The sequence below is a fragment of the Sphingomonas astragali genome (assembly GCF_051400615.1).
Classification (GTDB): Bacteria; Pseudomonadota; Alphaproteobacteria; order Sphingomonadales; family Sphingomonadaceae; genus Sphingomonas.
Genome location: NZ_JBLFFH010000003.1, coordinates 310,944 through 336,294, shown reverse-complemented (window position 1 = coordinate 336,294; position 25,351 = coordinate 310,944). Strand labels below are relative to the sequence as shown.

Below are 25,351 nucleotides of genomic sequence, written 5' to 3'. Positions count from 1 at the left end.
TCGGCCTTCGCCTCACAATGCGGTGACCGACTCCTTGGGTGAGATATAGTCCGGGTCGTGCGCGAAAGGCAGCGGCCTGCCATCACGCAACGCCGCCAGCACCGCGGCGAAATCGGTCTCGCAGCGGAAGCCGAGGTCGCGCCCGATCGCCGAGGCGTCGTAGACGCGGCCGATGCTTCTCGGCAGCGACCAGCCGCGGCGGGCGTAGAGCTCGGCGGCATCGGGAAAATGGCGCGCGATCACCGCAGGCGCGTCGGCCTTGAGGGCGGCAACCTCGCCGCGGTCGAACGGCGTCGGCGCGGAGACGACGTAGAAGCCGAAACCGATCTCCGGCGCCTTCTCCAGCGCGACGAGGTGGGCGCGGGCGCAGTCCTCGACCGTAAGGCGGCGGTTGAGGAACTCGTTGGCCTTCATGTTCTCGCCCGAGAGCGCGCGATGGGTGTCGTCCTCCTCGGGGAAGAAGCGTGCGGTGCGGAGCACCACCAACGGCAGGCCGTGGTCGGCGTGGATCAGGCGGCACAGCTCCTCGGCGGCGCGCTTGGTGGCGCCGTAGACGTTGCGCGGACTGAGCGGCCCGCTCGTCTCGTCGAGCCACACCGCAGCCTCCGCCTTCTCGTCGCGGATCGCCTGGGTGATCATCAGCGAAGTGGTCGAGGTGAAGACGAACCGCGACGCGCGATGCGCCACCGCCGCCTCCAGCAGGCCCAGCGTGCCGGTGACGTTGACGTCGACAAACGCCTGACGTGGGTAGCGCGCGATGTCGGGCTTGTGCAGCGCGCCGGCGTGGATCACGCCCTCGAAGCCGTGCTCGCCGAACAGCCGGTCGATCAGGGCACGGTCGGCGACGGTGCCGACGACGTCGGTGTCGGCGCCCGGCGCGATGTCCAGCCCGAGCAGCTCATGCCCCTGCTTCCGGAGCAGCGGCGCCAGGAAACGGCCGAGCCAGCCGGAGGAACCCGTCAGAAGTATCCGCATGTGGCGTGGCTATGCCAAGTCCGTCATTGCTTTGAAAGCACACACCGAAGCCGTCATCATGCCAGCGCCGGTACCGCCGAGGCCTTTGCCTCCGCCGGATCATGCGCATCGGCCCATTCGGTCCGGCGACGCAGGCGCAGATTGAGGAACAGCAGCGGCAGCTTGACGAGCAGCAGCTCGGAATGGATGAAGCTGTCGATCGCGCGCTCCCACCAGCGCGGATCGCGCTTGCCGTGCGCCTTGAGCCAGCCTTCGTAGGGCGCCCAATGGCTCGGCTCGTCCCTTTCGATCACCTGGAAGATCCGGACGAGCGCTCTGTCCTTCGTCACGATCGGGTGCCGGAGCAGGACCTCGACCTGCTTGAAGCCCCGCTGCTCGGTGAGCGAGATCACTCGGCAGAGCTTCTCGAACTGGCTATCGTCGGCGATGATCGCCTGGGTGTCGAGCTCGTCGATCGCGCGGCGGAACATGATCTCGACGAAGCGGTCGATATGGCCGCAGGTGCGGTCGACCATCAGCGGCATCCTGCCCTGAAGCTCGAACCAGCGCTTGAACATCACATAATGCTTGCGCTCGTCGGCGCGGTGCTTCTCGATCGCGGCGATCAGAGCGTGATCGTCAGGGGCGCGAGCGCGAACGGCTTCGAGCACGCGATCGATGCTCGTGTACCCGCGGTGCTCGTTGTAGATGTAGATCGAGCCCAGCAGGTCGAGGTAGCGGCGGCGGAACCAGCCGAACATGGACGGACGCTACGCCTCGGCGGACGCAGCGTCAACGCGACGCCGTATCGGTCGGAGCGAGCGACTCGATGATCCGGCAGTCGGCGATCGTGCCGCGGCGGCAGCGGCCGATCACCTCGGCAAGCTCGCTCCGCAACGCCGTCAGGTCGGCGATCTTCCGATCGACCTCGGCGAGATGCTGGCGGGCGATCGCGTCGACCGCCTCGCATGAGCGGTCGCGCTCGTCGGCCAGCCCCAGCAGATCGCGTACCTGGTCGAGCGGGAAACCGAGATCGCGCGCTCGCCGGACGAAGCTCAACCGCCCGAGGTGCTCCCGACCGTAAGAACGGTAGTTGCCCTCGGTACGCGCAGGCGCCGGCAGGAGGCCGATCCGCTCGTAATAGCGGATCGTCTCCACCTTGGTGCCCGTCGCCCTTGCCAGATCGCCGATCGACAGCCGTGCCATGCCCTTGACCCTGTAGTGACTACAGGGTGCACATAGGGTGCCGCATCGGATTCGACGAGGTGACGACATGGCCGGCTGCTGCCAGCACGATCGCTGCGCCGTCACGACGGCGCTCGACAGCCCCAGGTGGCGGCGGGCGCTGTGGATTGCGCTCGCGGTCAATGCTGCGATGTTCGTGGCGGAGATCGTCGCGGGCGTCGCGGCCGGTTCCGCCTCGCTGCAGGCGGACGCGATCGATTTCCTGGGCGATGCCGCCAACTATGCGATCAGCCTCGGCGTTGCCGGCATGGCGCTGACGTGGCGGGCGCGGGCGGCGCTGGTCAAGGGCTGGTCGCTCGGGTTGCTCGGCGCCGCGGTGCTGCTCTCGACCGCATGGCACGCCTATGCGGGGACCCTGCCGGAGGCCGAGACGATGGGCGTCGTCGGCATCCTGGCGCTCCTCGCCAATGCCGGCGTTGCGCTGTTGCTCTATCGCTTCCGCGCCGGTGATGCGAACATGCGATCGGTGTGGATCTGCTCGCGCAACGACGTGATCGGCAATCTGGCCGTGCTCGTGGCGGCCGCCGGAGTGTTCGGCACCGGAACCGCCTGGCCGGACCTGATCGTCGCTGCGATCATGGCGGCGCTCGGCGTCAGCGGGGGATGGCAAATCGTCCGGCAGGCCCATGCCGAACTGCGCCGACCGGGACTGAAGGCGATCGACGCGGCGGGCTGAGCCGCCCGCCTCACGCAGTCGCGAGCGCCACCTCGTGCTTCGCGGTGGTCTTCGCCGCGACCTCCTCCTCGGTCACGCCGGGCGCCAGCTCGATCAGGCGGAACGGCGACTGGTGGTCCGCCCGCTGGAATACGGCGAGGTCGGTGATGATCATGTCGACGACGTTCCTGCCGGTGAGCGGCAACGTGCATTCGGGGATGAACTTGGGATCGCCGTTCTTGGAGACATGCTCCATCACCACGATGATCTTCTTGACGCCCGCGACCAGATCCATCGCGCCGCCCATGCCCTTGATCATCTTGCCGGGGATCATCCAGTTGGCGATGTCGCCGTCCTCGCTCACCTCCATCGCGCCGAGCACGGTGAGGTCGATATGCCCGCCGCGGATCATCGCGAAGCTGTCCGCTGAGCTGAAATAGACCGATTGCGGCAGCTCGCTGATCGTCTGTTTGCCGGCATTGATCAGGTCGGGGTCGACCTCGTCCGGATAGGGGAACGGGCCGATGCCGAGCATCCCGTTCTCCGACTGGAGCGTCACCTCGACGCCCTCGGGAATATGGTTCGCGACCAGCGTCGGGATACCGATGCCGAGGTTGACATAGAAGCCGTCGCGAAGCTCCTTCGCGGCACGGGCGGCCATTTCGTCGCGGGTCCAGGGCATCACTTCACTCCTTCGGCCGGATCGCTCCAGCGCGTGTCGGTCGGGAAAACATCGTCGAAGCCGCCCTTGAGGCCGGTGCCATAGACCGGATTGGGCAGCAGGAACCAGCCGTTGCCCCACAGCTCCGCGACCGGCGACGCGGTGGTGAAGGTACGGCGGACGGCAGGAGCCAGGCGGGGATCGTTGAACAGGTCGCTGAAGTCGCCGAGCTGGTCGCCGACCATCGCGACGACGCAATAGCCGCTGGCGATCGCCCAGCGGCGGTCGTCCTTGCCGGAACCGCCGCCGTCGTCCCCCTTCAGCCACAGCGTCTCGCCGTGTTTGGCGGGGCCGAGCCCGGCGTGGTTCAGCGCCGCCTCGGTCGCGGCGGCGTTGGCGTTGCTGCGGTTGGAATTGAAGATCACGGCGATGCCGGCCTTGCGCGCCGCGTCGAGCGCCGTCTTGGCGCCTGGGACGGCGACCACCTTATCGGCGCCACTCGCTTCCCAACGCTGCCAGCGGGCATCGTCGTACCCTCCGCCGCGCCGAGCCGCGTCACCCTCATAGCCGAGGTTGAGCACCGCGGTCTCGTCGATGTCGAGCACCACCGCGAGCGGCTTCTGCCCGCACGGTTCGAACAGCGGAGCGTTGAGCGAGGAGCCGTCGCTCATCACCACCTGGCGCAGCGTCTCCTTGCGGCGATAGGCGATGTTGTTGGTCAGATACTCGGCCAGCGCGCGATAGGCCTGGATGCTGAGGCCCGCGCTCTCGCCCGAGCCGTAGAGATACTGCATCGTCTCGGGCACAGCGCCGCCCGTCGCCGGCGCAGCGGCCGGCCCCGCGGCGGGATTGCCGGAGGGGGGCGGCAGCGCGGTCATGCCCTTGAGGATGGTCAGGCGCCCTTCCGGCGTCTCGACCGTCTGCGCAGGGGCGGACTGTCGCGTCTCCTCGGCCCGCTGCGCGCGCTTGCGATCGAGCTGCGTCTTGACGATCGCCGAGCCGGCCAGCGCCGGAATCGCGGCCGCCGCCACGCAACCGCCGGCGAGCGGCGCCAGCATCAGGATCGCCGCCAGACGGATCACGCCGCCTCGCGCTCCCGGGTGGTCGCGAACTCGATCTTCTTGTCATAGGGGCTGCCGACGATCAGCCGCTTCACATAGATGCCGGGCAGGTGGATGCCATCGGGATCGAGGCTGCCGACCGGCACCACCTCCTCGACTTCGGCCACGCAGATCCGGCCGGCGGTCGCCATCGGCTGGTTGAAGTTGCGCGCGGTCTTGCGGAAGACGAGGTTGCCCGCCTCGTCCGCCTTGTAGCCCTTGATGATCGACAAGTCCGCGCGGATGCCGCGCTCCAGGATATATTCCTCGCCGTCGAACACCTTCACCTCCTTGCCCTCGGCGACCGCGGTGCCGACGCCGGTCCTGGTATAGAAGCCAGGAATGCCCGCTCCCCCTGCGCGGCAGCGCTCGGCGAGCGTGCCCTGGGGGCAGAACTCGACCTCGAGCTCCCCGGCGAGATACTGGCGCTCGAACTCCTTGTTCTCGCCGACGTAAGACGAGATCATCTTCCTGACCTGACGGCTGCGGAGAAGCTTACCGAGCCCCTCGTTGTCGATGCCGGCGTTGTTGGAGGCGATGGTAAGGTCCTTGACTCCCGACACCTGGATCGCATCGATCAGCCGCTCCGGAATGCCGCACAGGCCGAAGCCGCCTGCGCAGATCGTCATGCCGTCGAACAAAAGGCCATCGAGCGCGGCGACGGCATCGGGATAGAGCTTGTTCATGGGCCCGAGTCTCTCCTTCGACGCGGCGATAGGCGGGCGCCGCGGGGGCGGTCAAGCGGACCTGAATCGGCTTTCAACTTGGGCGAGCCATCCACCCCTCCCTTTTTCCGCCGACGCGACTACACCGGCCGCATGACGACGCAACATCTCGGGCAACGCACCGGCGGCCGCATCCTCGTCGACAACCTGGTGGCGCAGGGGTGCGATCGCATCTTCCATGTGCCGGGCGAAAGCTTCCTCGCGGTGCTGGACGCGCTGCACGACACGGATTCCGTCGATGTCGTGACCTGCCGGCAGGAAGGCGGCGTGACCTTCATGGCGGGCGCGGACGGCGCGATGACCGGACGGCCGGGCGTCGCCTTCGTGACGCGAGGTCCCGGCGCGACCAATGCCTCGATCGGCGTTCATGTCGCGATGCAGGACTCCGTGCCGATGATCCTGTTCGTCGGCGATATCGACCGCGGCACGCGCGACCGCGAAGCCTTCCAGGAGATCGACCTGCCGGCGATGTTCGCCCCGATCGCCAAATGGGCGAGCCGGATCGAGGATCCGCGCCGCATTCCCGAATATGTCGCCCGTGCCTATGCCACCGCGATCAACGGGCGGCCGGGCCCGGTGGTGCTGGCGATTCCCGAGGACATGTTGGTCGAGACGGCCGAAGCCGCCGATCGGCCGCGCGTGGAGAAGGTGGCGCAGGGCTGCGATCCCGACACGATCGACCGCCTCGCCGACCTGCTCGCCACCGCCGAGCGCCCGATCGCGATCGTCGGCGGCGCGGACTGGAGCAACGTCGCCGGGCAGGATTTCGCCGTCTGGGCCGACCGCACCGGCATCCCCGTCGCCGCCGCTTTCCGCCGGCAGGACGCGATCCCCAACGACTGCCCGGTCTATGCCGGCAACCTGGGCTACGGACCCAATCCGAAGCTGGTCGAGCGGATCAAGGCGGCCGACCTGCTGCTCGTCGTCGGCGCACGGCTCGGCGAGGCGACCACCGACGGCTATGCGCTGATCACCCCCGAGCATCCCGGCCAACGGCTTGTCCACGTCCATCCCGACCCGGACGAGCTCGGCCGCACCTATCGCACCGACCTCGCGATCTGCGCCGGCATGGCGGAGTTCGCCGAGGCGCTGGCCGCGCTCGACGGCCCGCCGCATCCGGCAGGCGCGGACGCCAATGCCGAGTGGCGGGACTGGTCGACGCCGCGCCCGCGCGAAGGCATCGCGCTCGACCTCGGCCAATGCGTCGCGGCGATGCGCGAGCGGCTGCCGGCCGACACGATCATCTGCAACGGCGCCGGCAATTTCTCGGGCTGGTGGCACCGCTATTGGCCCTACGCCGCCAAACCGTCGCAGCTCGCGCCGACCTCCGGCGCGATGGGCTATGGCGTGCCCGCCGCGGTGGCGGCAGCGCTGCGCTTTCCCGAACGGCAGGTCGTCGCGGTAGCCGGCGACGGCGACTTCCTGATGAACGGGCAGGAACTGGCGACCGCGGTCCAGCACGGGGCCAATCTGATCGTGATCCTCGTCGACAACGGCGCCTATGGTACGATCCGGATGCACCAGGAGCGCGAGTATCCGGCGCGGGTGAGCGGCACCGCCTTACGCAACCCCGACTTCGCCGCGCTGGCGCGCGCCTATGGCGGTTGGGCGGAGACGGTTGAACGGACCGAGGAGTTCGCTCCGGCGCTGAAGCGAGCCAAGGTGCGACGCGGCGTCCGCCTGCTCCACCTCAAGACCGATGTCGAGGTGGTCACCCCCGCGACGACGATCTCGGCGATCCGGGCGCGGTGGAGCCTGTCCGGATGAAATGGACTCGTGCTCCTGCGAAGGCAGGAGTGCTGGATCACCGGGAACCGCTCGCGGCCTGAGCTCCTGCCTTCGCAGGAGCACCGACACAGTTTCAATTCGAACGCGAGGGGGAACTCCAACGCGAAAAGGCCGCCCCGGTCTCCCGGAGCGGCCCCTCGTCGCCTGCGTGGGCGAATCTCGGTCAGATATCGTCGCCGAGCGCCCCCTTGAGCTTGCCGCCGAATTGCTGGCCCTTGCCCTTCATTTCCTGCGCGGCGCCTTCGGCGGCGAGTTCGTCATCACGGCGCGTCCGGGCCGGATCATCGGCGTTTCCGGCCATGGCCTGCTTCGCCTTGCCGACCGCCTCGTTGATGTTGCCTTTCACCTTGTCGATCAGTTCGCCCATCGGGCCTCTCCTCGGAAACTCTTGTCGCGACTAGGAAAACGAACCGCCGCACGTCATGTTCCGGGACCGCGGATCGCTCAGGGCGCGACCTTGCCCAGGAAGGCGAGCACGGCCTGCCAGATGTCGGCCGCGCCATCGGGATTCTTCGACTCGATCAGCATCGACGAACCGTGCACCGAGCGCCGCGGCACGATCCGCTCCGACGTGGCGTTCTTCGGCAGCGCGTTGAAGACGAGATCACCGTTCTGGACCTCGTCCTTGTCGGCGGTCGAGGTGACGAACACCGGCACCGTCACCTTGGCGGCCGCCTTTCGGATCAGCGTCTTGTCGTCGAAATATTCGCCTGGCGAGAAGGCGAGCAGCGCCTTGACCGTTCCCGGATGCGCCGCCGCCAGGCGGAAGATCAGCGAGGAGGAATAGCTGCTGCCCCACAGCACGATCGGCAGCTTCCGCTGCTCGGCCCAGGCGAACGCGGCCTCCAGATCCTTCTCGGCGGCGAGATAGCTCGCGCCCTCCGGCAGTTTCATCGCCGCGCCATCGCCCGCAACCGTCTCGTTGGGGCCGTAGAGCCCTCCGCCCGAGCGCTGATCGATCGCCAGCGCCGAATAGCCGGCCTCCACCAGCCGCGGCGCGATCGTCGCATATTCGTCCTTGCTGGAGCCGGCCTGGTGGAACAGCAGGATCAGCGCCTTGGGCGAGTCCGCCTCATAGTAGCGGCCGTGCCCGGTGACGCCGTCGGCCGCCTTGAGCGTCACCTTCTGCGGCTGGGCCTCGATAACGGCGGCGACGTTGGCCGATTGATTGGTCTCGCCCGCCTGCTGGCATCCGGCGAGCGCCACCAGCACCAGTCCGATCACCGTCCGCATATGCCCTCTCCCGTTCAGATCAGCCCCGCCAGCGGGCTCGACGGATCGGCGTAGCGCCGCTTCCCCATGCGTCCGGCGAGATAGGCGAGACGCCCGCTCTCCACCGCCAGCTTCATCGCCCGCGCCATCGCCACCGGTTCCTTGGCCTCGGCGATCGCGGTATTCATCAGCACGCCGTCGCAGCCCAATTCCATCGCCACCGCCGCGTCCGAAGCGGTGCCGACCCCGGCATCGACCAGCACCGGCACCTTGGCGCCCTCGACGATCAGCCGGATGGTGACACGGTTCTGGATGCCGAGCCCCGATCCGATCGGCGCGCCCAGCGGCATGATCGCGACCGCGCCGGCATCCTCCAGCCGCTTGGCTGCGATCGGATCGTCGACGCAATAGACCATCGGTTTGAAGCCTTCCTTGGCCAGGATCTCGGTCGCGCGGATCGTCTCGACCATGTCGGGATAGAGCGTGCGCGCCTCGCCCAATACCTCGAGCTTGACCAGCTCCCAGCCCCCGGCCTCGCGCGCCAGGCGCAGCGTGCGGATCGCCTCCTCCGCGGTGAAGCACCCGGCCGTGTTGGGAAGGTAGGTGATGCGCCCGGGATCGATGAAGTCGGTCAGCATCGGCGCCTTGGGGTCGCTGACGTTGACCCGGCGCACCGCGACGGTGACGATCTCGGCGCCCGAGGCTTCGACCGCGGCGGCGTTCTCGGCGAAGTCCTTGTACTTGCCCGTGCCGACGATCAGGCGCGAGCGGAAGGTCTTGCCGGCGACGGTCCACGAATCGTCGGCGATCGCCGGCGCGTGGTCGCCGCCGCCGACGAAGTGGACGATCTCGATCTCGTCGCCGTCCTCGACGCAAACCTGCGCCAGCGTCGAGCGCGGCACCACCTCCAGGTTGCGCTCGACCGCGACCTTCTCGGGCGCCAGCCCCAGCTCGCCGGCGAGCTCGGCGAGGCTCAGCCCTGCGGCGACGCGGCGGTGCTCGCCGTTGACGATGATCGAGACGGTGCCGTCGGTATGCGCCATTGCTACTCCGGTCAGGTTCGGGGCGAACGGTCGCCGAGCATCCATTTGATCGGCGGACCCGGCTCATATAGGAAGCGCCCAGCACGCGGGGCAATCCGAAAGGCTCATCACTTTGGCCGATACCGTCTACGTCCTCAATGGGCCGAACCTGAACCTGTTGGGGACGCGCGAGCCGGAGATCTACGGATCGGACACGCTCGACGACATCGCCGACAGGATCGAGGACCGAGCGCGCGAGCTCGGGCTAGAGGTGGAGGTACGCCAGTCGAATCATGAGGGGCACCTCATCGACTGGCTGCACGAGGCGCAGTCGACGGGGGCGAAGGCGGTGCTGCTCAACGCCGGCGGCTTCACCCACACCAGCATCGCGATCCACGACGCGATCAAGGCCGTGACGGTGCCGGTGATCGAAGTCCATCTTTCCAATCCGCACACCCGTGAGGATTTCCGCCATCTGAGCTATGTCGGGCGCGCGGCGCGAGGAACCATCGCCGGTTTCGGCGCGCTGTCGTACCTGCTCGCGCTTGAAGCTGCCGCGCGACTCTGACAGAGCGCGCGCTTTCATTTTTCGAGGGCCGAGTCCCCGAGGGAGCGAATGACCGAAACCGTAACGTCCAACGGCGAGATGCATGTCGACATCGCCCTGGTGCGCCAGCTCGCCCAGGTGCTCGACGAGACCCAGCTCACCGAGATCGAGGTGCAGGACGGCGAGCGCAAGGTGCGCGTCGCCCGCACCGTCACCGCCGCGGCGCCGGTCGCCTATGCGCCGGCGCCCGCTCCGCTCCCGGCGGCGATCGCGCCAGCTGCGGAGGGTGGCGCGGCCGCCCTGGCGGCGAGCCACGCCAACGCGGTCAAGTCGCCGATGGTCGGCACGGCCTACCTCTCGCCCAATCCCGACGCGAAGCCTTTCGTGAGCGTCGGCCAGCAGGTGAAGGCGGGCGACACGCTGCTGATCATCGAAGCGATGAAGGTGATGAACCCGATCGTGGCTCCGGCCACGGGCACGGTGAAGGCGATGCTGGTCGAGAACGGTCAGCCGGTCGAGTTCGACCAGCCGCTCGTCGTGGTCGAGTAACGCGGCGCCCATGCCCAGAATCAAGAAGCTGCTGATCGCCAATCGCGGCGAGATCGCGCTGCGCATCCATCGCGCCTGCCACGAGATGGGGATCAAGACGGTCGCCGTGCACTCGACCGCCGACGCCGACGCGATGCACGTCCGCCTCGCCGACGAGGCGATCTGCATCGGTCCGCCGCCTGCGGTCGAGAGCTATCTCAACATCCCCAACATCATCTCGGCGGCCGAGATCAGCGGGGCGGACGCGATCCACCCGGGCTACGGCTTCCTGAGCGAGAACGCGCGCTTCGCCGAGATCGTCGAGCTCCACAACATCATCTTCGTCGGCCCCAAACCCGAGCACATCCGCACGATGGGCGACAAGGTCGAGGCCAAGCGCACCGCCGGCGCGCTCGGCCTGCCGCTGGTGCCGGGCTCCGACGGCGCGATCGAGGACATCGCCGAGGCCAAGCGGCTCGCCAAGAAGATCGGCTATCCCGTGCTGATCAAGGCGGCCTCCGGCGGCGGCGGGCGCGGCATGAAGGTGGTCGAGGCCGAGGACCAGCTCGAGACGCTGATGCAGCAGGCAGGCAGCGAGGCCAAGGCCGCGTTCGGCGACGCGACGGTCTACATGGAGAAGTACCTCGGCAACCCGCGCCACATCGAGTTCCAGGTGTTCGGCGACGGCGAGGGCAACGCCATCCACCTCGGCGAGCGCGACTGCTCGCTCCAGCGCCGCCACCAGAAGGTGCTGGAGGAGGCCCCCTCCCCGATCATCACGCCCGAGGATCGCGCGCGGATGGGCGGCATCGTCGCCAAGGCGATGGCCGACATGGGCTATCGCGGCGCCGGCACGATCGAGTTCCTGTGGGAAGACGGGAAATTCTACTTCATCGAGATGAACACCCGTCTACAGGTCGAGCATCCGGTGACCGAGATGGTCACCGGCATCGACCTGGTCCGCGAGCAGATCCGCGTCGCCGAGGGCGAGGGCCTGTCGTGCCGCCAGGAGGACATCGAGTTCCGCGGCCACGCGATCGAATGCCGCATCAACGCCGAGGATCCGCGCAGCTTCGCGCCCTCACCGGGGACGGTCACCCAGTTCCATGCGCCGGGCGGGATGCACGTGCGCGTCGATAGCGGGCTCTACACCGGTTACCGCGTGCCGCCTTATTACGACTCGATGGTCGCCAAGCTGATCGTCTACGGCAGCACCCGCGAACGCTGCCTGATGCGGCTCCGGCGCGCGCTGGAGGAGTTCGTGATCGAGGGGATGAAGACCACCATCCCCCTGCACCAGCATCTGCTCGACGATCCCGAGTTCCAGCAGGGCGCCTATACGATCAAGTGGCTGGAAGAGTGGCTGGCCAGGCAGGGCGCATGAAGGCAACGATCTGGCACAGTCCGCGCTGCTCCCAGAGCCTCCCCAGATGAGGTGAAATCGTGCTCCTGCGAAAGCAGGAGCCCTGGGTCACCGGGGTGTCGCTCGGACTCTAGGATCGATCGGTATTCAAACCTGTCGCGCGAGCTTACAAAAGCCCCTCCCCTCCAGGGGAGGGGCTGATTGCTGAATGTCGATCCGTCTAGGCTTCCGCCGCCTCGGGCTCGGACATCGACTTCATTCGCCGCTCCATTTCCTCGGGCGACACGTCCTCGATGTGCGTGGCGACCGTCCAGCGGTGCCCGAACGGATCGACCAGCGTCCCCGAGCGGTCGCCGTAGAACTGATCCTGCACCGCGCGCTCTTCGGTCGCGCCTGCTGCGATCGCGCGCGCGAACACCTGGTCGACCTCGCGCAGGTAAAGCATGACCGATACCGGCGTGCCGCCGATCGCCTTGGGCCCGCGATAGCTCATCTCAGGCGACTCGTCGGCGAGCATGATGTGCGAGTCGCCGATCTTGATCTCGGCGTGGCCGATCTTGTCGCCCATCGCGTAGCGCATGACTTCCTCGCCGCCGAACACGCGGACGTAGAAGTCGATCGCCGCCGCCGCATCATCGACGATCAGATAGGGAATGACGCTGCGATAGCCTTCGGGAACGGGATTCATGTCACGACTCCTCTTCCTGCGAATCCCCGCACGCTTCGATTATCCGCCCGAATCGCGAAAGGTTCAACCGAAACAGGTCCGATTCGGCCCGCGCCGACACCGCCGCGCGATTCGAGGACGGAGAGCGGGTGACGCGGCCGGAGAGCCTCGCTAAAGGCTCGCGCATGACTGAGATCACACCCGAGATCGTTGCCGAGCACGGCCTCTCCCCCGAAGAATATGACCGCGTCCTCCACGCGATGGGCCGCGAGCCCAACCTGACCGAGCTCGGCATCTTCTCGGTGATGTGGTCGGAGCATTGCTCGTACAAGTCGAGCCGCATCCACCTCAGCAAGCTGCCGACCGAGGGCCCTCAGGTGATCTGCGGCCCCGGCGAGAATGCGGGCGTGGTCGACATCGGCGACGGCCAAGCGGCGATCTTCAAGATGGAGAGCCACAACCACCCCTCGTACATCGAGCCATATCAGGGCGCGGCGACGGGCGTGGGCGGCATCCTGCGCGACGTGTTCACCATGGGCGCGCGCCCGGTCGCCAACATGAACGCGCTGCGCTTCGGCCGGCCCGACCATCCCAAGATGCGCCACCTGATCGCTGGCGTGGTCCACGGCATCGGCGGCTACGGCAATTGCGTCGGCGTGCCGACCGTGGGCGGCGAGACCAACTTTCACGCCGCCTACGACGGCAACATCCTGGTCAATGCGATGACAGTCGGCGTCGCCCAGACCGACAAGATCTTCTACTCGGCCGCCTCGGGCGTCGGCAATCCGATCGTCTACGTCGGCTCCAAGACCGGCCGCGACGGCATCCACGGCGCCACCATGGCCTCGGCCGACTTCAGCGAGGATTCGGAGGAGAAGCGCCCGACCGTGCAGGTCGGCGATCCCTTCACCGAGAAATTGCTGATCGAGGCGTGCCTCGAGCTGATGGCATCCGACGCAATCGTCGCGATCCAGGACATGGGCGCCGCCGGCCTCACCTCCTCCTCGGTCGAGATGGCGTCGAAGGGCGGCGTCGGCATCGAGCTGGTCATGGACGACGTGCCGCAGCGCGAGACCGGCATGACGCCCTATGAGATGATGCTCTCCGAGAGCCAGGAGCGGATGCTGATGGTGCTGAAGCCCGGCCGCGAGGCCGAGGCCGAGGCGATCTTCCGCAAATGGGAGCTCGATTTCGCGGTGATCGGCCGCGTCACCGATACCGGACGCATGGTGCTGAAGTGGAAGGGGGAGACCGTCGCCGACATCCCGCTCGGCCCGCTCGCCGAAGAGGCGCCGAAATACGACCGGCCGTGGGTGCGCACCCCCGCCCCCGCCCCGCTCGCCGACGCGCCGGAGACGACCGACGTCGCCGGCGACCTGCTCAAGCTGATGGGCTCGCCCGACCTCGCCTCGCGCCGCTGGATCTGGGAGCAGTACGACCACATGGTCGGCGCCGACACCGTCCAGCGTCCCGGCGGCGACGCCGCGGTGGTGCGCGTCCACGGCACGCGCAAGGGGTTGGCGATCGCGACCGACTGCACCCCGCGCTACTGCTTCGCCGACCCGGTCGAGGGCGGCAAGCAGGCGATCGCCGAGACCTGGCGCAACCTCTCGGCGGTCGGCGCCAGGCCGCTCGCCGCGACCGACTGCATGAACTTCGGCAACCCGCAGCGGCCCGAGATCATGGGCCAGTTCGTCGGCTGCATCGAGGGCATGGCGGCCGCCTGCAGCGCGCTCGACTTCCCGATCGTGTCGGGCAACGTCAGCCTCTACAACGAGAGCAAGAAGGACGACGGCACCGGCACCGCTATCCTGCCGACGCCCGCGATCGGCGGCGTCGGCCTGCTCCCCGACTGGTCCAGGTCCGCGACGATCGCGTTCAAGGAGACCGGCGACGTCATCGTGCTGATCGGCGAGCGCAGGGGCCATCTCGGCCAGTCGCTGTGGCTGCGCGAGGTGCACGGCCGCGAGGAGGGTCCGCCGCCGCCGGTCGATCTGGAGGCGGAGCGCCGCAACGGCGCCTTCGTCCGCCGCTGGATCGCCAATGGGGCGCTCACCGCGGTGCACGACGTCTCCGACGGCGGCCTGGCGGTGGCGATCGCGGAGATGGCGCTGGCGAGCAGCATCGGCGCCCATATCCACGCACCGCACCCGCTGGGGCTCGCCGGCAGCTATTTCGCCGAGGACCAGGGCCTCTACGTCGCCACGGTCGACGACCTCAAGCTCAACGACTTCCTGCTTGCGTCGGTGCGTGCGGGCGTGCCGGTCGAGCCGCTCGGCAAGACCATCGCCCACCGCCTGATCTTCGAATGCGCCGAGGGCGACCATGTCGTCACCCTCGACGCGTTGCGCGCCGCGCATGAGGATTTCTTCCCGAGCCTGATGGGGGACACACTCGTGGCATGACCGCGGGCTATTCGGCCCCCGCTGGCGCAGAAGCTGGGTTATAAGCGCGGGTATGCGGGCGTGGGGGAAGAAGCATGGGAAACGTCATCGGTACAAGCGCGGCGAAGCGGATCGCCGCCGCAACCGCGCTCGCGGGAACGCTCGACATGGCGGCGGCGATCGGCCTGACGCTGTTCTACGGCGGCGAGGTCGCCAAGATGCTGCGCTATGTCGCCTCGGGTCCTTTCCCGGGTGCAAAGGACTGGGGCGCGGGCGGCGCGATGCTGGGCCTCGTCGTCCATTTCGCCCTGATGGCGATCATGGCGGCCGGGTTCGTCTTCGCCGCCGACCGCATCGCGGCGTTCAAGGCCAGGCCGCTGCTGTGGGGTGCCGTCTACGGCCTCGTCACCTGGGCGGTGATGAACCTCGTGGTGGTGCCGCTCCGCTTCGGAACGATGCCGAGCGTTACGGGAATTGCGACTCAGCTCTTCTGCCACGTCGTTTTGGTCGGCGTGCCGATCGCTTATCTTGCCCGCCGCTGATCGGCTTGTGCCTGCTTTTGCAAATCGCAAGCAATAGAGTTGCGAATCAGTCGCAGTATCGCTAGATCGGGAGCTCCACAGTGCGGGGTTCCGATGGTCGTCTGCGTCTGCAATGCAATTCGCGAGCGTGAGGTGAGGCAGGCGGCGCGGGAGGGTGCGGTGAGCGCCTGCCAGGCCTATCGGGCGCTCGGGTGCCAGGCTAAGTGCGGCCAGTGCGTGCCGTTCGCGCGAGCCATTATCGACCAGGAGCGCGCTGCTGCGTAGCATTCGCAGCTGCTGAAACCCGCAGAAATCCGCCATTTTTTGGATGTTCGGCACGTCCGAACAGGTGTAGAATCATGCCCGTTCACAAAACGAAGGACGCGGCATGAAGGGCGACCCCAAGGTCATCGAATTCCTCAACGAAGCGCTCAGGAACGAGCTGACCGCGATCAACCAATATTGGCTGCACTATCGCCTGCTCGACCATTGGGGCGTCAAGAAGCTCGCCGAATTCGAGCGCCACGAATCGATCGACGAGATGAAGCACGCCGACGAGCTGGCGGAGCGCATCCTGTTTCTCGACGGCCTACCCAACTTCCAGCTGCTCGGCCGGCTGCGCATCGGCGAAACGGTGGAGGAAGTGCTGCGCGGCGACCTCGAGCTCGAACTGGAGGCGGTGGCGCAGCTCAAGGGCGCGATCGAATATTGCGAGGGCGTGCGCGATTTCGTGAGCCGCGATCTGTTCTCGCGCATCCTCGGCAACGAGGAGGAGCATGTCGACACGCTCGAGACCCAGTTCGAGATGATCGAACGGATGGGACTGCAGAACTATATTCAGCTCAACGCCAAGAGCGAGGGCGATTAGGCTGCCGACGGCCGCCCCGGAAACCCGCGGAAATCCGTCGAAGGTCACGAAAGTCATAGGTAGATCGGGCCCAGCCGGACGAGGCTTCCGATGCCGGGCTCCCCTAAAATGTTGACCAAATTGACTCAGGTCACGTGTTTGCGAGGCGATACGCTGGGAACGCTGCGCGGACGCGGCGGCGACGCGCCAGGGACGCTACAGCGACGCGACATGGACGCGGCAGTCGCACGACATGGATGAGATCGACAGGATCAAAGAGCGGACCACCGGCGCTCGCGCGGCTCGGACCGGGCGAGCCAAGCAGGCGAAGTCCTACATTGCAAGCGCGGTTGCAGGAGCGCGCAGCCTCGCCGAAACAATGAACGTCGACGCCTAAAGTCTGTTGAGATTGAAGCAGTGTCGTGCTCCTGCGAAGGCAGGAGCTCTGGCCGCAAGCGACACGCCCGCAATCCAGGACTCCTGCCTTCGCAGGAGCACGATTCCATTTCATCCGGACAGAGCCGGAACCTCGATGGCTGTCTTAAGGAAACGTGGATGCCGGAACGAGTCCGGCATGACGATGCTCCTGCCCTATTCCCGCTCGAACCCGCCACCGGCCAGGATCGGCTTGCGGCCGAACGTCGGGCGGCGCTCGACCAGCGGGTTGGTCTCGCGTTCGAGCAGCCCGAGCGTCTGCTGGAAGACGGGGCGCAGGCGGACGACATGCTCCAGCGCCTGCTGGGGCGCGTCGCGGCGCTCGACGCAGCCGCGGGCGATCACCTCGATCGTCTCCGAGAGCGTCGCCAGCACCTCGGCGCCGAACTGGTGCGATTCGCCCTTGAGGGTATGGGCGGGAAGCACCATCGCCGCGGCGTTGCCGGCGCGCATCGCCTCCTCGATCTGCGCGACCGACTTGGCGCCGTCCTCGCGGAAATAGCCGAGGATCCGCACGAAATTGGCGCCGAGCTCGGCGCGCGCCGCGGCGAAAACGGTCCAGTCAATCAGCGCCTCGCCCGGGTCAGCGAACGTCATCCCTGTGCCTCCGAAGCTCCCTTCGGCCGAATGGAGCCACCGGGCATCTTAGCCGGACGCGGTAAACAGGGTATTGATTCAGCCGCTTGCCTCGACGCGGAAACGCATGTCGCCGTCGGCCGCCAAAGTCCGCCCGGCCGCGGCGGCGGCGGCGGCGAGCTCGCGCGGCGCGGCGGGATCGTCGGCGAGGATCACCACCGCCGCCGTCCCGTGCTCGCGCAGCGCCCTGGCGAGCCGGATCGCCGGCCACGGGCAGCGCATCCCGCGCGCGTCGAGCTCGATCACTCGCGGTCCCGGTCGAACGGGTTCTTCGGCGCGCGCATCGTCAGCCGCACCGGCACCGCCCCGAAATCGAACTCGCGGCGCAGGCCGTTGACCAGATAGCGCCGGTAGCTTTCGGGCAGGAGATCGACGCGGGTGCCGAACAGCACGAAGCTGGGGGGACGCGTCTTGACCTGCGTCACGTAGCGCGGCTTGATCCGCTTGCCGCCGGGCGCGGGCGGCGGGTAGGCCTCGATCGCACGCTCGAACCAGCGGTTGAGCTGGCCGGTCGAGACGCGCCGCGACCAGGCGTCGCGCGTCTCGAACGCGACCTTGAGCAGCGTGTCGATCCCCTTCCCCGTCGCGCCGGACACGGTGAGCAGCGGCACGCCCTTCACCTGCGCCAGCCCCTCGTCGAGCGCCGCCTTGACGCCGTTGAACAGCTTGGAGGCGTCCTCGGCGACGTCCCACTTGTTGAGCGCGATGACCAGCGCACGGCCTTCCTGCAGCACGCGGTCGGCGATCTTGAGGTCCTGGACCTCCAGTCCCTTGGTCGCGTCGAGCAACAGCACCACCACCTCGGCGAAGTCGACCGCGCGCAGCGCGTCCATCACCGACAGCTTCTCGAGCTTTTCCTGCACGCGCGCCTTCTTGCGCATCCCGGCGGTGTCGATCAGGCGGACCGCGCGCCCTTCCCAGGCCCAATCGACCGCGATCGAATCCCGCGTGATTCCGGCTTCGGGACCGGTGATCAGCCGGTCCTGCCCGAGCATCCGGTTGATGAGCGTCGACTTGCCGGCGTTGGGACGGCCGACGATCGCGAGCTTGAGCGGCGCGTCGGGGCTCTCCTCGTCCTCGGCGGTATCCTCCTCATCCTCGCGATCGACATAGGGGCGAAGCGCCTCGAACAGATCGGCCACCCCCTCGCCATGCTCGGCCGAGAATGGGATCGGATCGCCGAAGCCGAGCGCCATCGCCTCGATCACGCCGCTTTCGCCGGCGCGACCCTCGGCCTTGTTGGCGACGAGCACCACCGGGGTGTCCGAGCTGCGCAGCCAGCGGGCGATCTCTTCATCCAAGGGGACAATGCCGGCGCGCGCATCCACCATGAACAGCGCAACATCGGCGTCCGCGACGGCGGCCTCGGTCTGGAGGCGCATCCGGCCCGGCAGCGTCGCCGCCTCCTTATCCTCGAAGCCGGCGGTGTCGACCACGCGGAAGTCGAGCCCGAGCAGGCTCGCATCGCCCTCGCGGCGATCGCGGGTCACGCCCGGCTGGTCATCGACCAGCGCCAGGCGCTTGCCGACCAGCCGGTTGAACAGCGTCGACTTGCCGACGTTGGGTCGGCCAATGATGGCGACGGTGGGGAGTGGCATCGGGCCTCCCTACCCGTTCAGGCAGAGCTTGTCGAAGCGCTCGTCAGGGCGCGCACGAGTCTGGGGTGGATCGGCATCGGAACTGTCGCGCGGCCGGCGTTAAAGTGAAGGGAGTTGCGCTTCATTCGTTCACTTTGTTCCACTTATCCCCGCGGCCACGCCGCGGCAGCCGCCGGCGGACACAAGCAAGGCAAATCCTATTAGGAAAGCGATTTCTTCGCGTTGGAGCTTGCCGATGCAGCTCTAAGCCCCTCCCCTGAAGGGGAGGGGCTCGAACAGAGTTAGCGATACGCCGTCAGCCCGCCCTTGTCGTTCAGCGCATAGAGCGTCGAGTTCGCCACCGTCAGCGGCAGGCCGAAGCGACCCTTGGTCTCGATCGTGTAGCCGACGGTGCCATCGGCGGGCGAGGCCGAGGTGATCTGGCCTTCGGAGTTCACCAGCCACAGCTTGCCGCCGGCGAGCACCGGGCCGATCCAGGAGATCGGATCCTTCTGCTTCTTTTCCTTGCGGTATTTGCGCAGCTGGCTGATCCAGCGGATCTTGCCGCTGGCGCGCGCGAGGCAGATCAGGCGGGCATCGTCGGTGACGACGAAGATCCACTCGCCCGCCACCCACGGCGTCGAGATGCCGGCGAGGTTCTGCTCCCACAGGCGCTGCCCGGTTACCAGCTCCAGCGCGACCATGCGGCCGCCCTGGCCGACCGCATAGGCGCGGCCCTGGTCGATCACCGGCTCGGCGTCGATGTCCGACAGGCTCGACACCGAGGTCGAGATGCTGCTGCGCGACAGCGTATCGGCCCAGACGCTGCTGCCGTTCTCATAGCGATAGGCGTTGAGCTCGCCCGAGGAGAAGCCGGCGACGACGGTGCCCTGCGCCGCGGCGGGCGCGGCGACGCCGAACACGCCCTGCGATTCGAGGCTGCCCGCCTGGGTCCACACCACGCTGCCGTCGGCCTGGCTGAGCGCGAACAGCTGATTGTCCTGGCTCAGCACATAGATATTGCCGTTGGCGAGCGTCGGCGCGCCGCGCAGCGGGCCGCCGGGCTTGGCGCGCCACAGCACCGCGCCGTTGCCGGCATCGAGCGCCACCACGTCGCCGAGCCCGTTGGTGGCATAGACCTTGCCGCCCTCGGCGCTGGCGCCGCCGCCGAAGCGCGCGCGCGCGTTCTTCTTGGCTTCCTTCTTGTCCTTGCCCGCGTCCGCGGTCTCGACCGTCCACAGCTTCGCGCCGGAATTGGCATCGAAGGCATGGACCGCCCCATCGGTATCCATCACGAACAGCTTGCCACCGTCGATCGTCGGCGCAGCGGCGAGGCGGACGCGGGTGTCACCGCCCGGGATCTGCGCGCGCCAGATCTGGCGCGGCGCATCGGCGAGCGCGAGGTGGCCCATCGACTTGGCGGCATTCCCGCCCGGCTGATTCCAGCTCTCGTTGACGGCCGGCGGCGGCAGCACCACCTCGATCGCGGCGATGGTCTTGTCGGGCGAGATCGAATTCTCGCTCATCAGGATCGGCACGCGTTCGCCGAGCACCGGCGTCTTCTTCTTGCCGCCCTTGAAGATGCCGCAGCCGCCCAGGCCCGCAACCAGTGCGAGCGCGGCGCACGCGGTGACAAACTTCCTCATTGAGCCTTCTTTTCCTCAGGTTGCGCGACCGCGTCGATCCCCAGTACGCCGGCCATCTGAACCGCGCGTTGACGGACCGACGCCGGCACCGTCTCATCCTTGGCGATGTCGCCGAACATGCGGCCGGCCAGGTCCTTGCGGCCGGTGCGCAGATAGGCGACCGCGGTCATTTCCGCGGCGCTCGCGAAATAGGGGTTTCCCTTGATCGCGAGCGGACGCAGGCGGTCGATCACCACCTGCGGCTGGAGCGTGTCATATTCGGCCAGCGTCTGGCGGACGAGCGCGAGGTTGCGCAGCGGCTCGGCGGCCGCGTTGTCGTTCGCGACCTCGGCGAACCTGGCCGCCGCGCCCTTGAGATCGTTCTTCTCGAGCGCCAGGTCGGCGAGCGTGAACTTGGAGAGCGCGGCATAGCCCGGCGTCCCCTCCTTGGCGAGCTGCTCGAGCATCGGGCGCGCGGCTTCGGTCCGCCGGTTGCCGAGCTCGTCGAGCGCCTTGTTGAAGGTAATGCTCTGCTCGCCCGCCTTGGCCTGGCGATGCGACTGCCAATAGAGCCAGCCGCCGAACGCGGCGAGCGCCAGTACCGCCACGACGACGATGGCGATGCCCCAGCGGCGCCATAGCGCGATCGCCTGATCGCGGCGCAGCTGCTCGTCGACCTCGCGGAAGAATGCTTCGTTGGATTGCGGGCTCAGCGCCACGGGCAGGCTACTCCAGGGGATGATCGGCGGCGGACCTTAGCCGCGTGCTGGCCGAAGGGAAAGCGTTCAGGGTTTCGGCGCGTATACCTGTTCGGGACCGGGAAATTCGCGTGCGCGCACCTCGCTCGCATAGGTCTCGACCGCGGCGGAGATGCGGCCGGCGAAATCGTCGTAGCGCTTCACGAAGCGGGCGGTGCGCTCGAACATGCCGAGCATGTCGTCGATCACCAGCACCTGGCCGTCGCATTCGGCCGAGGCGCCGATGCCGATCACCGGGCAGCCGACCGCGGCGACGATCTCCTTCGCCAACGGCTCGACCACCCCCTCCGCCACCAGCGAGAAGGCGCCGGCCTCGGCGATCGCCCGGGCGTCGTCGAGGATCTTGGCATGTTCCGCATTGGACCGCCCGCGCGCGCCATAGCCGCCGAGCGCGTTCACCGCCTGCGGCGTCAGGCCGACATGCCCCATCACCGGAATGCCGCGCCGGGTGAGGAAGGCGACGGTCTCGGCCATCGTCTCGCCCCCCTCCAGCTTCACCCCAGCCGCTCCGGTCTCGGCGAGCACGCGCGAGGCGGTGGCGAAGGCCTGCTCGGGCGAGCCCTCGTAGCTGCCGAACGGCAGGTCGATAATCACCACCGCATGATAGCTGCCGCGCACCACCGCGGCGCCGTGCGCGCACATCATCTCCACCGTCACCGGCAACGTCGAGGGCAGACCGTAGATCACCTGCCCCAGGCTGTCGCCGACCAGCAGCATGTCGCAATGCGAATCGAGCAGTTGCGCCATCCGCGCGGTGTAGGCGGTGAGCATCACCAGCGGCTCCTTGCCCTTGCGCGCGGTGATCGCGGGCACGGTGAGCCGCTTCATCGGCGCGGGCGTGGGGTGCGCGCGGCTGGTCGAGGTGTCGAGGGTGAAGGTGGTCGACATGAGCCCCGCCCTACGGCCTGCCCTCCTCACTGGCAATGGTGGCCATCGGCATCGGCGGCAGGAGATCAGCGCTCCTTCGCGTAGACGTTCATCGCGATCGAGATACGGTCGCGGCTGCCCTCGTTGGGGCGGACGCCGTGGCGGACCCAGGCGGGGAACAGCACCAGGTCGCCCGCCTGCGTCGCCAGCCGCCGCTCGACCGGCTGGGGCGCGCCGTCGAGCCCGACCATCCGGAAACCCGGAAAGGTCATCAGCGTGGTCGGGAAGCGCGGGTCCTCGAAATAGATCTCGCCGCCGATGTCGACGCCCGGATCGCGGCCCATGTCGACGTAATAGGATGCCGCCCACAGCACGCCGGGATGCGCGTGGCTCATGTTGAGCGCGCCCGGCGGCGACACGTTCGCCCACATGCGCACCGACCATTCGACGGTGGCGGGATCGCGCTCCTCGAAATGCGACAGGCGCTTGGCGAGCCTGATCGTGGTGTCGGCGAGCTGCCGCGCCGCGGGTCCGCCCCATTGCAGCATGTCGGTGGCCGAGTGCCAGCCGCCGACGTTGGAACGCTGGATGCCCTTGTCGTCCGCGGCCTTGCGCGCGCGGATCGCCTCGGCGAGCGCGGCGGTGAGCGGCTCATGGTCCGTCACCCGCCCGTGCAGCACCGGCGTCTCGAACAGGCCGAGGAACTCGGCGCGGACCCTGAGCGGATCGGGGAGCGGATCGGGCGCGGCCATGATGCGCGCGCCCTATCCGGCGGCCGTCAGGAAATCCAGCCGCGCCGCCGCGCGAGGCCGGCGAACCAGATCTCGACCAGCGCGATGACGAGGATCAGGATCGGGAACGGCAGCACCGCCTCCGCACCCTTGTGCGCGATGAGGTCGGTGGCGAGGAAGGCATAGCCGAACTGGACCACGATCGCGATCGCCGAGACGATGAACAGCAGCCGCGCCGCCGCCGACCGCGCGAGCAGCGCCAGCGCGCCGAGCAGTCCCGTGCCGACCGCGACCGCATAGACATAATTGTACCAGGCCGGCAGCGAGGCATAGAGCGCGCGGTTGTATTCGGCGTTGGCGGGATCGCCCCAGGCGTCGGCGCCGATCCTGAATTGCTGATAGCAGGCCCAGCAGCCCATCGCTCCCCACAGCAGGAACAGTATCGCGACGATCCAGAACCAGGCCGGAGGCCGCTGCTTGAGATAGGTCGCCATCCGTCATCCCCTCGTTGTCCGGCCGGGAGGGTAACGGATCGGCGGCGGTTCCGCTAGGGAAAGACGGCCTCGTAACGGCCGGGGTCGAAGCCGACGAGCAGCGGCCCCGCCCCTTCGATCACCGGGCGCTTGATGAGCGAGGGATACTCGGCCATCAGCGCCAGCGCCTTGGCCTCGTCGATAGCCTCGCGGTCGGCGTCGGGCAGCTTGCGGAAGGTGGTGCCGGCGCGGTTGAGCAGCTTCTCCCAGCCGATCTCCTTCGCCCAGGCGGCGAGCTTCTCGGGCGGCGCGCCGTCGGTCTTGTAGTTGTGGAAGGCATAGGCCACGCCCGCGGCGTCGAGCCATTTGCGCGCCCTCTTGACGGTGTCGCAGTTGGGGATGCCGTACATCGTCACGGTCATGCGTCAGTCTCCAAGGAAGCGGCCGAGGGTCACCACCGGCTGCGGTTCGAGCCCCAGCGCCGCGTAGAAGGCGAGCGCCGCGTCGTTGCCCTCGCGCACCATGAGCTGGACCTTAGGTGCGCCGCGCTCGCGCAGCCAAGCCTCCGCCGCTGCCATCAGCGCCCGGCCGAGGCCGGCGCGGCGCGCGCCGGGCGCGACGGCGAGGTAATAGACCCAGCCGCGATGGCCGTCGAAGCCGGTCATCACGCTGCCGACGATGCGCCCGTCGCGCTCGGCGACCAGTACGGTCGAGGCGGGCTCCTCCACCGCAAGCGTGAAGTCGCGGTCGGGATCGTTCCACGGGCGCGTCAGCTCGCATTCGCGCCACAGCCCGACCGCCGCCGACCGGTCTTCCGCCGTCGCCGTGCGGATCATGCCGCGCCTGCCGCATGGCGCTCGAGCATCGCCGCCTCGCGCTCGAACACGTCGAAGCCCCAGGCGCGGGTGGCGGCGAACACCTCGACGTGGCGGAGCAGCATCGCGCACTGCCGGAAATGCGCCGCGGTCGCGCCGAGCGCCTGGAGGTAGAGGCCGCGGTAGCTGTTCTCCATCACCGCCGCCATCGCCTCGCTGCCGCGCAGGGGCAGGATGCGGCCCTCCCCGCCCTCGGCGCGCGCCAGCGTATAGAGGCGGCGGAGGGGAGCCGGCCGCGCGTCGGCGGTCCGCCCGATCGGCACATGGAACTTCGCCAGCCCCTCCACCGCCCGATCGAGCGCGGCGGGATCGTGGCCGAAGGCGTGCGCCGCATCCTCCCACAGCTTGAGCCGCGGCAGGCCCGGCCAGGCAAGCGGCACGCCGGCGTCGTCGAAGCCGACCACGCAGACGTCGTCGCACAGCACGGGGTAGCCGGCGCGCTGGAAGTGCGCGGCAAGCGTCGACTTGCCCGCGCCCGACTGGCCGGTGAACGCCACCGCGCCGCCGTCGACCAGGATCGCATTGGCGTGGAGCGGCAGCAGCCCGCGCTGGTAGACGAGGATGCCGAGCGCCGATCCCAGCAGGAACAGCCGCACGTTGCGCTCGGCCGCGCCCGGCAGCGGATCGACCACGATCTCCCGCCCCTCGCGGATCAGGTAGCGCGCATGGCCGGCGACGGTGAGCAGCGCCTCGCCGTTCGCAGCCTGGAGCCCGTGGACCGCCGGCGGTGCTGCGGGCAGCGCCCTGGGTACGCTGCCCAGCCGGACGTCGACGATCGGCCGTGTGTCCCGGAGATCATCGGCGGGCGTGAGCTCGCCAAGTGGGATCTCGGAGCGCAGGCGGAAGTCGAAGCAGGAGAAGAACACGCCTCAGGCCATCCCCTGCCGGATGCGCCACAGCGTGAACAGCCCGATTCCCATCCAGATCACGTTGAGCGTCGCCGAGGGGATCGCGCCGTTCCAGCCGCTGTTGAGCACGAAGGCCGCGGCGCCGGCGACGTTCATCCACTGATAGGACCGCGACTGGCCGGTGAGCCGTCCCGCCGACAGCAGCAGATAGGCGATGAGGATCAGCGCGGCGCCGGTCCAGCCGACGATCTCGATCGCGATGCGCTCGGGGGTCAATCCCATGTGATCCACTCGGGTGAGGTTGAGC

Annotated in this window: 32 protein-coding genes; 10 read left to right on the top strand and 22 right to left on the bottom strand. The window is 68.3% G+C overall.

The window, feature by feature from the left end; translation table 11 throughout:
• Positions 1–12: 12 nt before the first annotated feature.
• From ACMGER_RS16215 to ACMGER_RS16205, 3 genes are read right to left on the bottom strand one after another with little or no spacing between them, the layout of a single operon-like run.
• Complete coding sequence (locus ACMGER_RS16215; protein ID WP_436813197.1) at positions 13–975, bottom strand: NAD-dependent epimerase/dehydratase family protein; 963 nt, start codon at positions 973–975, stop codon at positions 13–15.
• Positions 976–1,031: 56 nt separating this feature from the next.
• The gene (locus ACMGER_RS16210; protein ID WP_436813196.1) at positions 1,032–1,715 is read right to left on the bottom strand and encodes a ferritin-like domain-containing protein; all 684 of its coding nucleotides are present in this window, start codon (positions 1,713–1,715) and stop codon (positions 1,032–1,034) included.
• Between the two features lie 31 nt (positions 1,716–1,746).
• Complete coding sequence (locus tag ACMGER_RS16205) at positions 1,747–2,160, bottom strand: MerR family transcriptional regulator (RefSeq protein ID WP_436813195.1); 414 nt, start codon at positions 2,158–2,160, stop codon at positions 1,747–1,749.
• Between the two features lie 67 nt (positions 2,161–2,227).
• Between ACMGER_RS16205 and ACMGER_RS16200 the strand changes: the two genes are divergently transcribed.
• Complete coding sequence (locus tag ACMGER_RS16200; RefSeq protein WP_436813194.1) at positions 2,228–2,875, top strand: cation efflux transmembrane domain-containing protein; 648 nt, start codon at positions 2,228–2,230, stop codon at positions 2,873–2,875.
• A gap of 10 nt (positions 2,876–2,885) precedes the next feature.
• Here the strand turns inward: ACMGER_RS16200 and ACMGER_RS16195 are convergent, their stop codons facing one another.
• The 3 genes from ACMGER_RS16195 to ACMGER_RS16185 are packed head-to-tail and all read right to left on the bottom strand — an operon-like array spanning position 2,886 to position 5,301.
• Positions 2,886–3,536 (bottom strand): CoA transferase subunit B, encoded by a 651-nt coding sequence (locus tag ACMGER_RS16195; RefSeq protein WP_436813193.1) that lies wholly within the window; start codon positions 3,534–3,536, stop codon positions 2,886–2,888.
• Positions 3,536–4,597 carry an HAD family acid phosphatase gene (locus ACMGER_RS16190; RefSeq protein ID WP_436813192.1) on the bottom strand — a complete coding sequence of 354 codons (1,062 nt, stop codon included), beginning with the start codon at positions 4,595–4,597 and terminating at the stop codon, positions 3,536–3,538. The genes ACMGER_RS16195 and ACMGER_RS16190 overlap by 1 nt, the downstream gene beginning before the upstream one ends.
• Entirely contained in the window at positions 4,594–5,301 is a 708-nt protein-coding gene (locus tag ACMGER_RS16185) for a CoA transferase subunit A (RefSeq protein WP_436813191.1), read from the bottom strand. Before ACMGER_RS16185 ends, ACMGER_RS16190 begins: the two co-directional genes overlap by 4 nt.
• A 132-nt stretch (positions 5,302–5,433) precedes the next feature.
• Here ACMGER_RS16185 and ACMGER_RS16180 point away from each other — a divergent pair, with 132 nt between their 5' ends.
• Positions 5,434–7,107: a thiamine pyrophosphate-binding protein gene (locus ACMGER_RS16180; protein ID WP_436813190.1), complete on the top strand. Its 1,674-nt coding sequence runs from the start codon at positions 5,434–5,436 to the stop codon at positions 7,105–7,107.
• 184 nt (positions 7,108–7,291) lie between these two features.
• Here the strand turns inward: ACMGER_RS16180 and ACMGER_RS16175 are convergent, their stop codons facing one another.
• The 3 genes from ACMGER_RS16175 to thiS form a co-directional block, all read right to left on the bottom strand.
• Positions 7,292–7,495, bottom strand: a complete 204-nt coding sequence (locus tag ACMGER_RS16175; RefSeq protein WP_436813189.1) for a CsbD family protein — start codon at positions 7,493–7,495, stop codon at positions 7,292–7,294.
• Between the two features lie 77 nt (positions 7,496–7,572).
• Complete coding sequence (locus tag ACMGER_RS16170) at positions 7,573–8,361, bottom strand: alpha/beta hydrolase (protein WP_436813188.1); 789 nt, start codon at positions 8,359–8,361, stop codon at positions 7,573–7,575.
• A gap of 14 nt (positions 8,362–8,375) precedes the next feature.
• Entirely contained in the window at positions 8,376–9,383 is a 1,008-nt protein-coding gene (thiS, locus tag ACMGER_RS16165) for a sulfur carrier protein ThiS (RefSeq protein WP_436813187.1), read from the bottom strand.
• 112 nt (positions 9,384–9,495) lie between these two features.
• On the opposite strand from thiS, the gene aroQ reads away from it, so the two are divergent.
• The 3 genes from aroQ to accC are packed head-to-tail and all read left to right on the top strand — an operon-like array spanning position 9,496 to position 11,821.
• Complete coding sequence (aroQ, locus tag ACMGER_RS16160) at positions 9,496–9,930, top strand: type II 3-dehydroquinate dehydratase (protein ID WP_436813186.1); 435 nt, start codon at positions 9,496–9,498, stop codon at positions 9,928–9,930.
• Between the two features lie 48 nt (positions 9,931–9,978).
• Positions 9,979–10,458 (top strand): acetyl-CoA carboxylase biotin carboxyl carrier protein, encoded by a 480-nt coding sequence (gene accB, locus ACMGER_RS16155; protein ID WP_436813185.1) that lies wholly within the window; start codon positions 9,979–9,981, stop codon positions 10,456–10,458.
• A gap of 10 nt (positions 10,459–10,468) precedes the next feature.
• Positions 10,469–11,821, top strand: a complete 1,353-nt coding sequence (accC, locus tag ACMGER_RS16150; RefSeq protein ID WP_436813184.1) for an acetyl-CoA carboxylase biotin carboxylase subunit — start codon at positions 10,469–10,471, stop codon at positions 11,819–11,821.
• Positions 11,822–12,020: 199 nt separating this feature from the next.
• Here accC and ACMGER_RS16145 read toward each other — a convergent pair whose 3' ends face one another.
• Positions 12,021–12,488, bottom strand: a complete 468-nt coding sequence (locus ACMGER_RS16145) for a VOC family protein (RefSeq protein ID WP_436813183.1) — start codon at positions 12,486–12,488, stop codon at positions 12,021–12,023.
• Positions 12,489–12,652: 164 nt separating this feature from the next.
• On the opposite strand from ACMGER_RS16145, the gene purL reads away from it, so the two are divergent.
• The 5 genes from purL to ACMGER_RS16120 all read left to right on the top strand — a co-directional run bounded on the left by purL (position 12,653) and on the right by ACMGER_RS16120 (position 16,616).
• Entirely contained in the window at positions 12,653–14,872 is a 2,220-nt protein-coding gene (purL, locus tag ACMGER_RS16140; RefSeq protein ID WP_436813182.1) for a phosphoribosylformylglycinamidine synthase subunit PurL, read from the top strand.
• Positions 14,873–14,946: 74 nt separating this feature from the next.
• Complete coding sequence (locus ACMGER_RS16135; protein WP_436813181.1) at positions 14,947–15,393, top strand: hypothetical protein; 447 nt, start codon at positions 14,947–14,949, stop codon at positions 15,391–15,393.
• A 93-nt stretch (positions 15,394–15,486) separates the two neighbouring features.
• Positions 15,487–15,657, top strand: coding sequence for a (2Fe-2S)-binding protein (locus ACMGER_RS16130; protein WP_233785682.1), 171 nt, complete (start codon positions 15,487–15,489; stop codon positions 15,655–15,657).
• Positions 15,658–15,760: 103 nt separating this feature from the next.
• The gene (gene bfr / locus ACMGER_RS16125; RefSeq protein WP_436813180.1) at positions 15,761–16,240 is read left to right on the top strand and encodes a bacterioferritin; all 480 of its coding nucleotides are present in this window, start codon (positions 15,761–15,763) and stop codon (positions 16,238–16,240) included.
• Positions 16,241–16,472: 232 nt separating this feature from the next.
• A complete protein-coding gene (locus tag ACMGER_RS16120; protein WP_436813179.1) occupies positions 16,473–16,616 on the top strand; it encodes a hypothetical protein in 144 nt (47 codons plus the stop codon).
• A 194-nt stretch (positions 16,617–16,810) separates the two neighbouring features.
• On the opposite strand, the gene ACMGER_RS16115 is transcribed toward ACMGER_RS16120, so the two are convergent.
• The 12 genes from ACMGER_RS16115 to ACMGER_RS16060 form a co-directional block, all read right to left on the bottom strand.
• Positions 16,811–17,251: an Hpt domain-containing protein gene (locus tag ACMGER_RS16115; protein WP_436813178.1), complete on the bottom strand. Its 441-nt coding sequence runs from the start codon at positions 17,249–17,251 to the stop codon at positions 16,811–16,813.
• Between the two features lie 78 nt (positions 17,252–17,329).
• Positions 17,330–17,536 carry a sulfurtransferase TusA family protein gene (locus ACMGER_RS16110; protein WP_436813177.1) on the bottom strand — a complete coding sequence of 69 codons (207 nt, stop codon included), beginning with the start codon at positions 17,534–17,536 and terminating at the stop codon, positions 17,330–17,332.
• The gene (der, locus tag ACMGER_RS16105) at positions 17,533–18,888 is read right to left on the bottom strand and encodes a ribosome biogenesis GTPase Der (RefSeq protein ID WP_436813176.1); all 1,356 of its coding nucleotides are present in this window, start codon (positions 18,886–18,888) and stop codon (positions 17,533–17,535) included. The genes ACMGER_RS16110 and der overlap by 4 nt, the downstream gene beginning before the upstream one ends.
• A 281-nt stretch (positions 18,889–19,169) precedes the next feature.
• Positions 19,170–20,513, bottom strand: coding sequence for a PQQ-like beta-propeller repeat protein (locus ACMGER_RS16100; RefSeq protein WP_436813175.1), 1,344 nt, complete (start codon positions 20,511–20,513; stop codon positions 19,170–19,172).
• Positions 20,510–21,211: a tetratricopeptide repeat protein gene (locus ACMGER_RS16095; RefSeq protein ID WP_436813174.1), complete on the bottom strand. Its 702-nt coding sequence runs from the start codon at positions 21,209–21,211 to the stop codon at positions 20,510–20,512. The genes ACMGER_RS16100 and ACMGER_RS16095 overlap by 4 nt, the downstream gene beginning before the upstream one ends.
• A gap of 66 nt (positions 21,212–21,277) precedes the next feature.
• Positions 21,278–22,138 carry a 3-methyl-2-oxobutanoate hydroxymethyltransferase gene (gene panB / locus ACMGER_RS16090; protein ID WP_436813173.1) on the bottom strand — a complete coding sequence of 287 codons (861 nt, stop codon included), beginning with the start codon at positions 22,136–22,138 and terminating at the stop codon, positions 21,278–21,280.
• Between the two features lie 65 nt (positions 22,139–22,203).
• A complete protein-coding gene (locus tag ACMGER_RS16085) occupies positions 22,204–22,869 on the bottom strand; it encodes a TIGR02466 family protein (protein WP_436813172.1) in 666 nt (221 codons plus the stop codon).
• A 26-nt stretch (positions 22,870–22,895) separates the two neighbouring features.
• On the bottom strand, positions 22,896–23,342 hold the full coding sequence (locus ACMGER_RS16080) for a hypothetical protein (RefSeq protein WP_436813171.1): 447 nt from the start codon (positions 23,340–23,342) through the stop codon (positions 22,896–22,898).
• Between the two features lie 53 nt (positions 23,343–23,395).
• Complete coding sequence (locus ACMGER_RS16075) at positions 23,396–23,743, bottom strand: ArsC family reductase (protein ID WP_436813170.1); 348 nt, start codon at positions 23,741–23,743, stop codon at positions 23,396–23,398.
• Between the two features lie 3 nt (positions 23,744–23,746).
• Entirely contained in the window at positions 23,747–24,157 is a 411-nt protein-coding gene (locus ACMGER_RS16070) for a GNAT family acetyltransferase (protein ID WP_436813169.1), read from the bottom strand.
• Positions 24,154–25,062: a hypothetical protein gene (locus ACMGER_RS16065; protein ID WP_436813168.1), complete on the bottom strand. Its 909-nt coding sequence runs from the start codon at positions 25,060–25,062 to the stop codon at positions 24,154–24,156. Before ACMGER_RS16065 ends, ACMGER_RS16070 begins: the two co-directional genes overlap by 4 nt.
• A 3-nt stretch (positions 25,063–25,065) precedes the next feature.
• Positions 25,066–25,326 carry a CBU_0592 family membrane protein gene (locus ACMGER_RS16060; protein ID WP_436813167.1) on the bottom strand — a complete coding sequence of 87 codons (261 nt, stop codon included), beginning with the start codon at positions 25,324–25,326 and terminating at the stop codon, positions 25,066–25,068.
• Positions 25,327–25,351 lie beyond the last annotated feature (25 nt).

Coding starts and splice junctions, on each gene's coding strand:
- ACMGER_RS16215 (WP_436813197.1), bottom strand. CDS start 975: ATGCGGATACTTCTGACGGGTTCCTCCGGCTGGCTCGGCCGTTTCCTG.
- ACMGER_RS16210 (WP_436813196.1), bottom strand. CDS start 1,715: ATGTTCGGCTGGTTCCGCCGCCGCTACCTCGACCTGCTGGGCTCGATC.
- ACMGER_RS16205 (WP_436813195.1), bottom strand. CDS start 2,160: ATGGCACGGCTGTCGATCGGCGATCTGGCAAGGGCGACGGGCACCAAG.
- ACMGER_RS16200 (WP_436813194.1), top strand. CDS start 2,228: ATGGCCGGCTGCTGCCAGCACGATCGCTGCGCCGTCACGACGGCGCTC.
- ACMGER_RS16195 (WP_436813193.1), bottom strand. CDS start 3,536: ATGCCCTGGACCCGCGACGAAATGGCCGCCCGTGCCGCGAAGGAGCTT.
- ACMGER_RS16185 (WP_436813191.1), bottom strand. CDS start 5,301: ATGAACAAGCTCTATCCCGATGCCGTCGCCGCGCTCGATGGCCTTTTG.
- ACMGER_RS16180 (WP_436813190.1), top strand. CDS start 5,434: ATGACGACGCAACATCTCGGGCAACGCACCGGCGGCCGCATCCTCGTC.
- ACMGER_RS16175 (WP_436813189.1), bottom strand. CDS start 7,495: ATGGGCGAACTGATCGACAAGGTGAAAGGCAACATCAACGAGGCGGTC.
- ACMGER_RS16170 (WP_436813188.1), bottom strand. CDS start 8,361: ATGCGGACGGTGATCGGACTGGTGCTGGTGGCGCTCGCCGGATGCCAG.
- thiS (WP_436813187.1), bottom strand. CDS start 9,383: ATGGCGCATACCGACGGCACCGTCTCGATCATCGTCAACGGCGAGCAC.
- accB (WP_436813185.1), top strand. CDS start 9,979: ATGACCGAAACCGTAACGTCCAACGGCGAGATGCATGTCGACATCGCC.
- accC (WP_436813184.1), top strand. CDS start 10,469: ATGCCCAGAATCAAGAAGCTGCTGATCGCCAATCGCGGCGAGATCGCG.
- ACMGER_RS16145 (WP_436813183.1), bottom strand. CDS start 12,488: ATGAATCCCGTTCCCGAAGGCTATCGCAGCGTCATTCCCTATCTGATC.
- purL (WP_436813182.1), top strand. CDS start 12,653: ATGACTGAGATCACACCCGAGATCGTTGCCGAGCACGGCCTCTCCCCC.
- ACMGER_RS16135 (WP_436813181.1), top strand. CDS start 14,947: ATGGGAAACGTCATCGGTACAAGCGCGGCGAAGCGGATCGCCGCCGCA.
- ACMGER_RS16130 (WP_233785682.1), top strand. CDS start 15,487: ATGGTCGTCTGCGTCTGCAATGCAATTCGCGAGCGTGAGGTGAGGCAG.
- bfr (WP_436813180.1), top strand. CDS start 15,761: ATGAAGGGCGACCCCAAGGTCATCGAATTCCTCAACGAAGCGCTCAGG.
- ACMGER_RS16120 (WP_436813179.1), top strand. CDS start 16,473: ATGGATGAGATCGACAGGATCAAAGAGCGGACCACCGGCGCTCGCGCG.
- ACMGER_RS16115 (WP_436813178.1), bottom strand. CDS start 17,251: ATGACGTTCGCTGACCCGGGCGAGGCGCTGATTGACTGGACCGTTTTC.
- der (WP_436813176.1), bottom strand. CDS start 18,888: ATGCCACTCCCCACCGTCGCCATCATTGGCCGACCCAACGTCGGCAAG.
- ACMGER_RS16100 (WP_436813175.1), bottom strand. CDS start 20,513: ATGAGGAAGTTTGTCACCGCGTGCGCCGCGCTCGCACTGGTTGCGGGC.
- panB (WP_436813173.1), bottom strand. CDS start 22,138: ATGTCGACCACCTTCACCCTCGACACCTCGACCAGCCGCGCGCACCCC.
- ACMGER_RS16085 (WP_436813172.1), bottom strand. CDS start 22,869: ATGGCCGCGCCCGATCCGCTCCCCGATCCGCTCAGGGTCCGCGCCGAG.
- ACMGER_RS16080 (WP_436813171.1), bottom strand. CDS start 23,342: ATGGCGACCTATCTCAAGCAGCGGCCTCCGGCCTGGTTCTGGATCGTC.
- ACMGER_RS16075 (WP_436813170.1), bottom strand. CDS start 23,743: ATGACCGTGACGATGTACGGCATCCCCAACTGCGACACCGTCAAGAGG.
- ACMGER_RS16070 (WP_436813169.1), bottom strand. CDS start 24,157: ATGATCCGCACGGCGACGGCGGAAGACCGGTCGGCGGCGGTCGGGCTG.
- ACMGER_RS16060 (WP_436813167.1), bottom strand. CDS start 25,326: ATGGGATTGACCCCCGAGCGCATCGCGATCGAGATCGTCGGCTGGACC.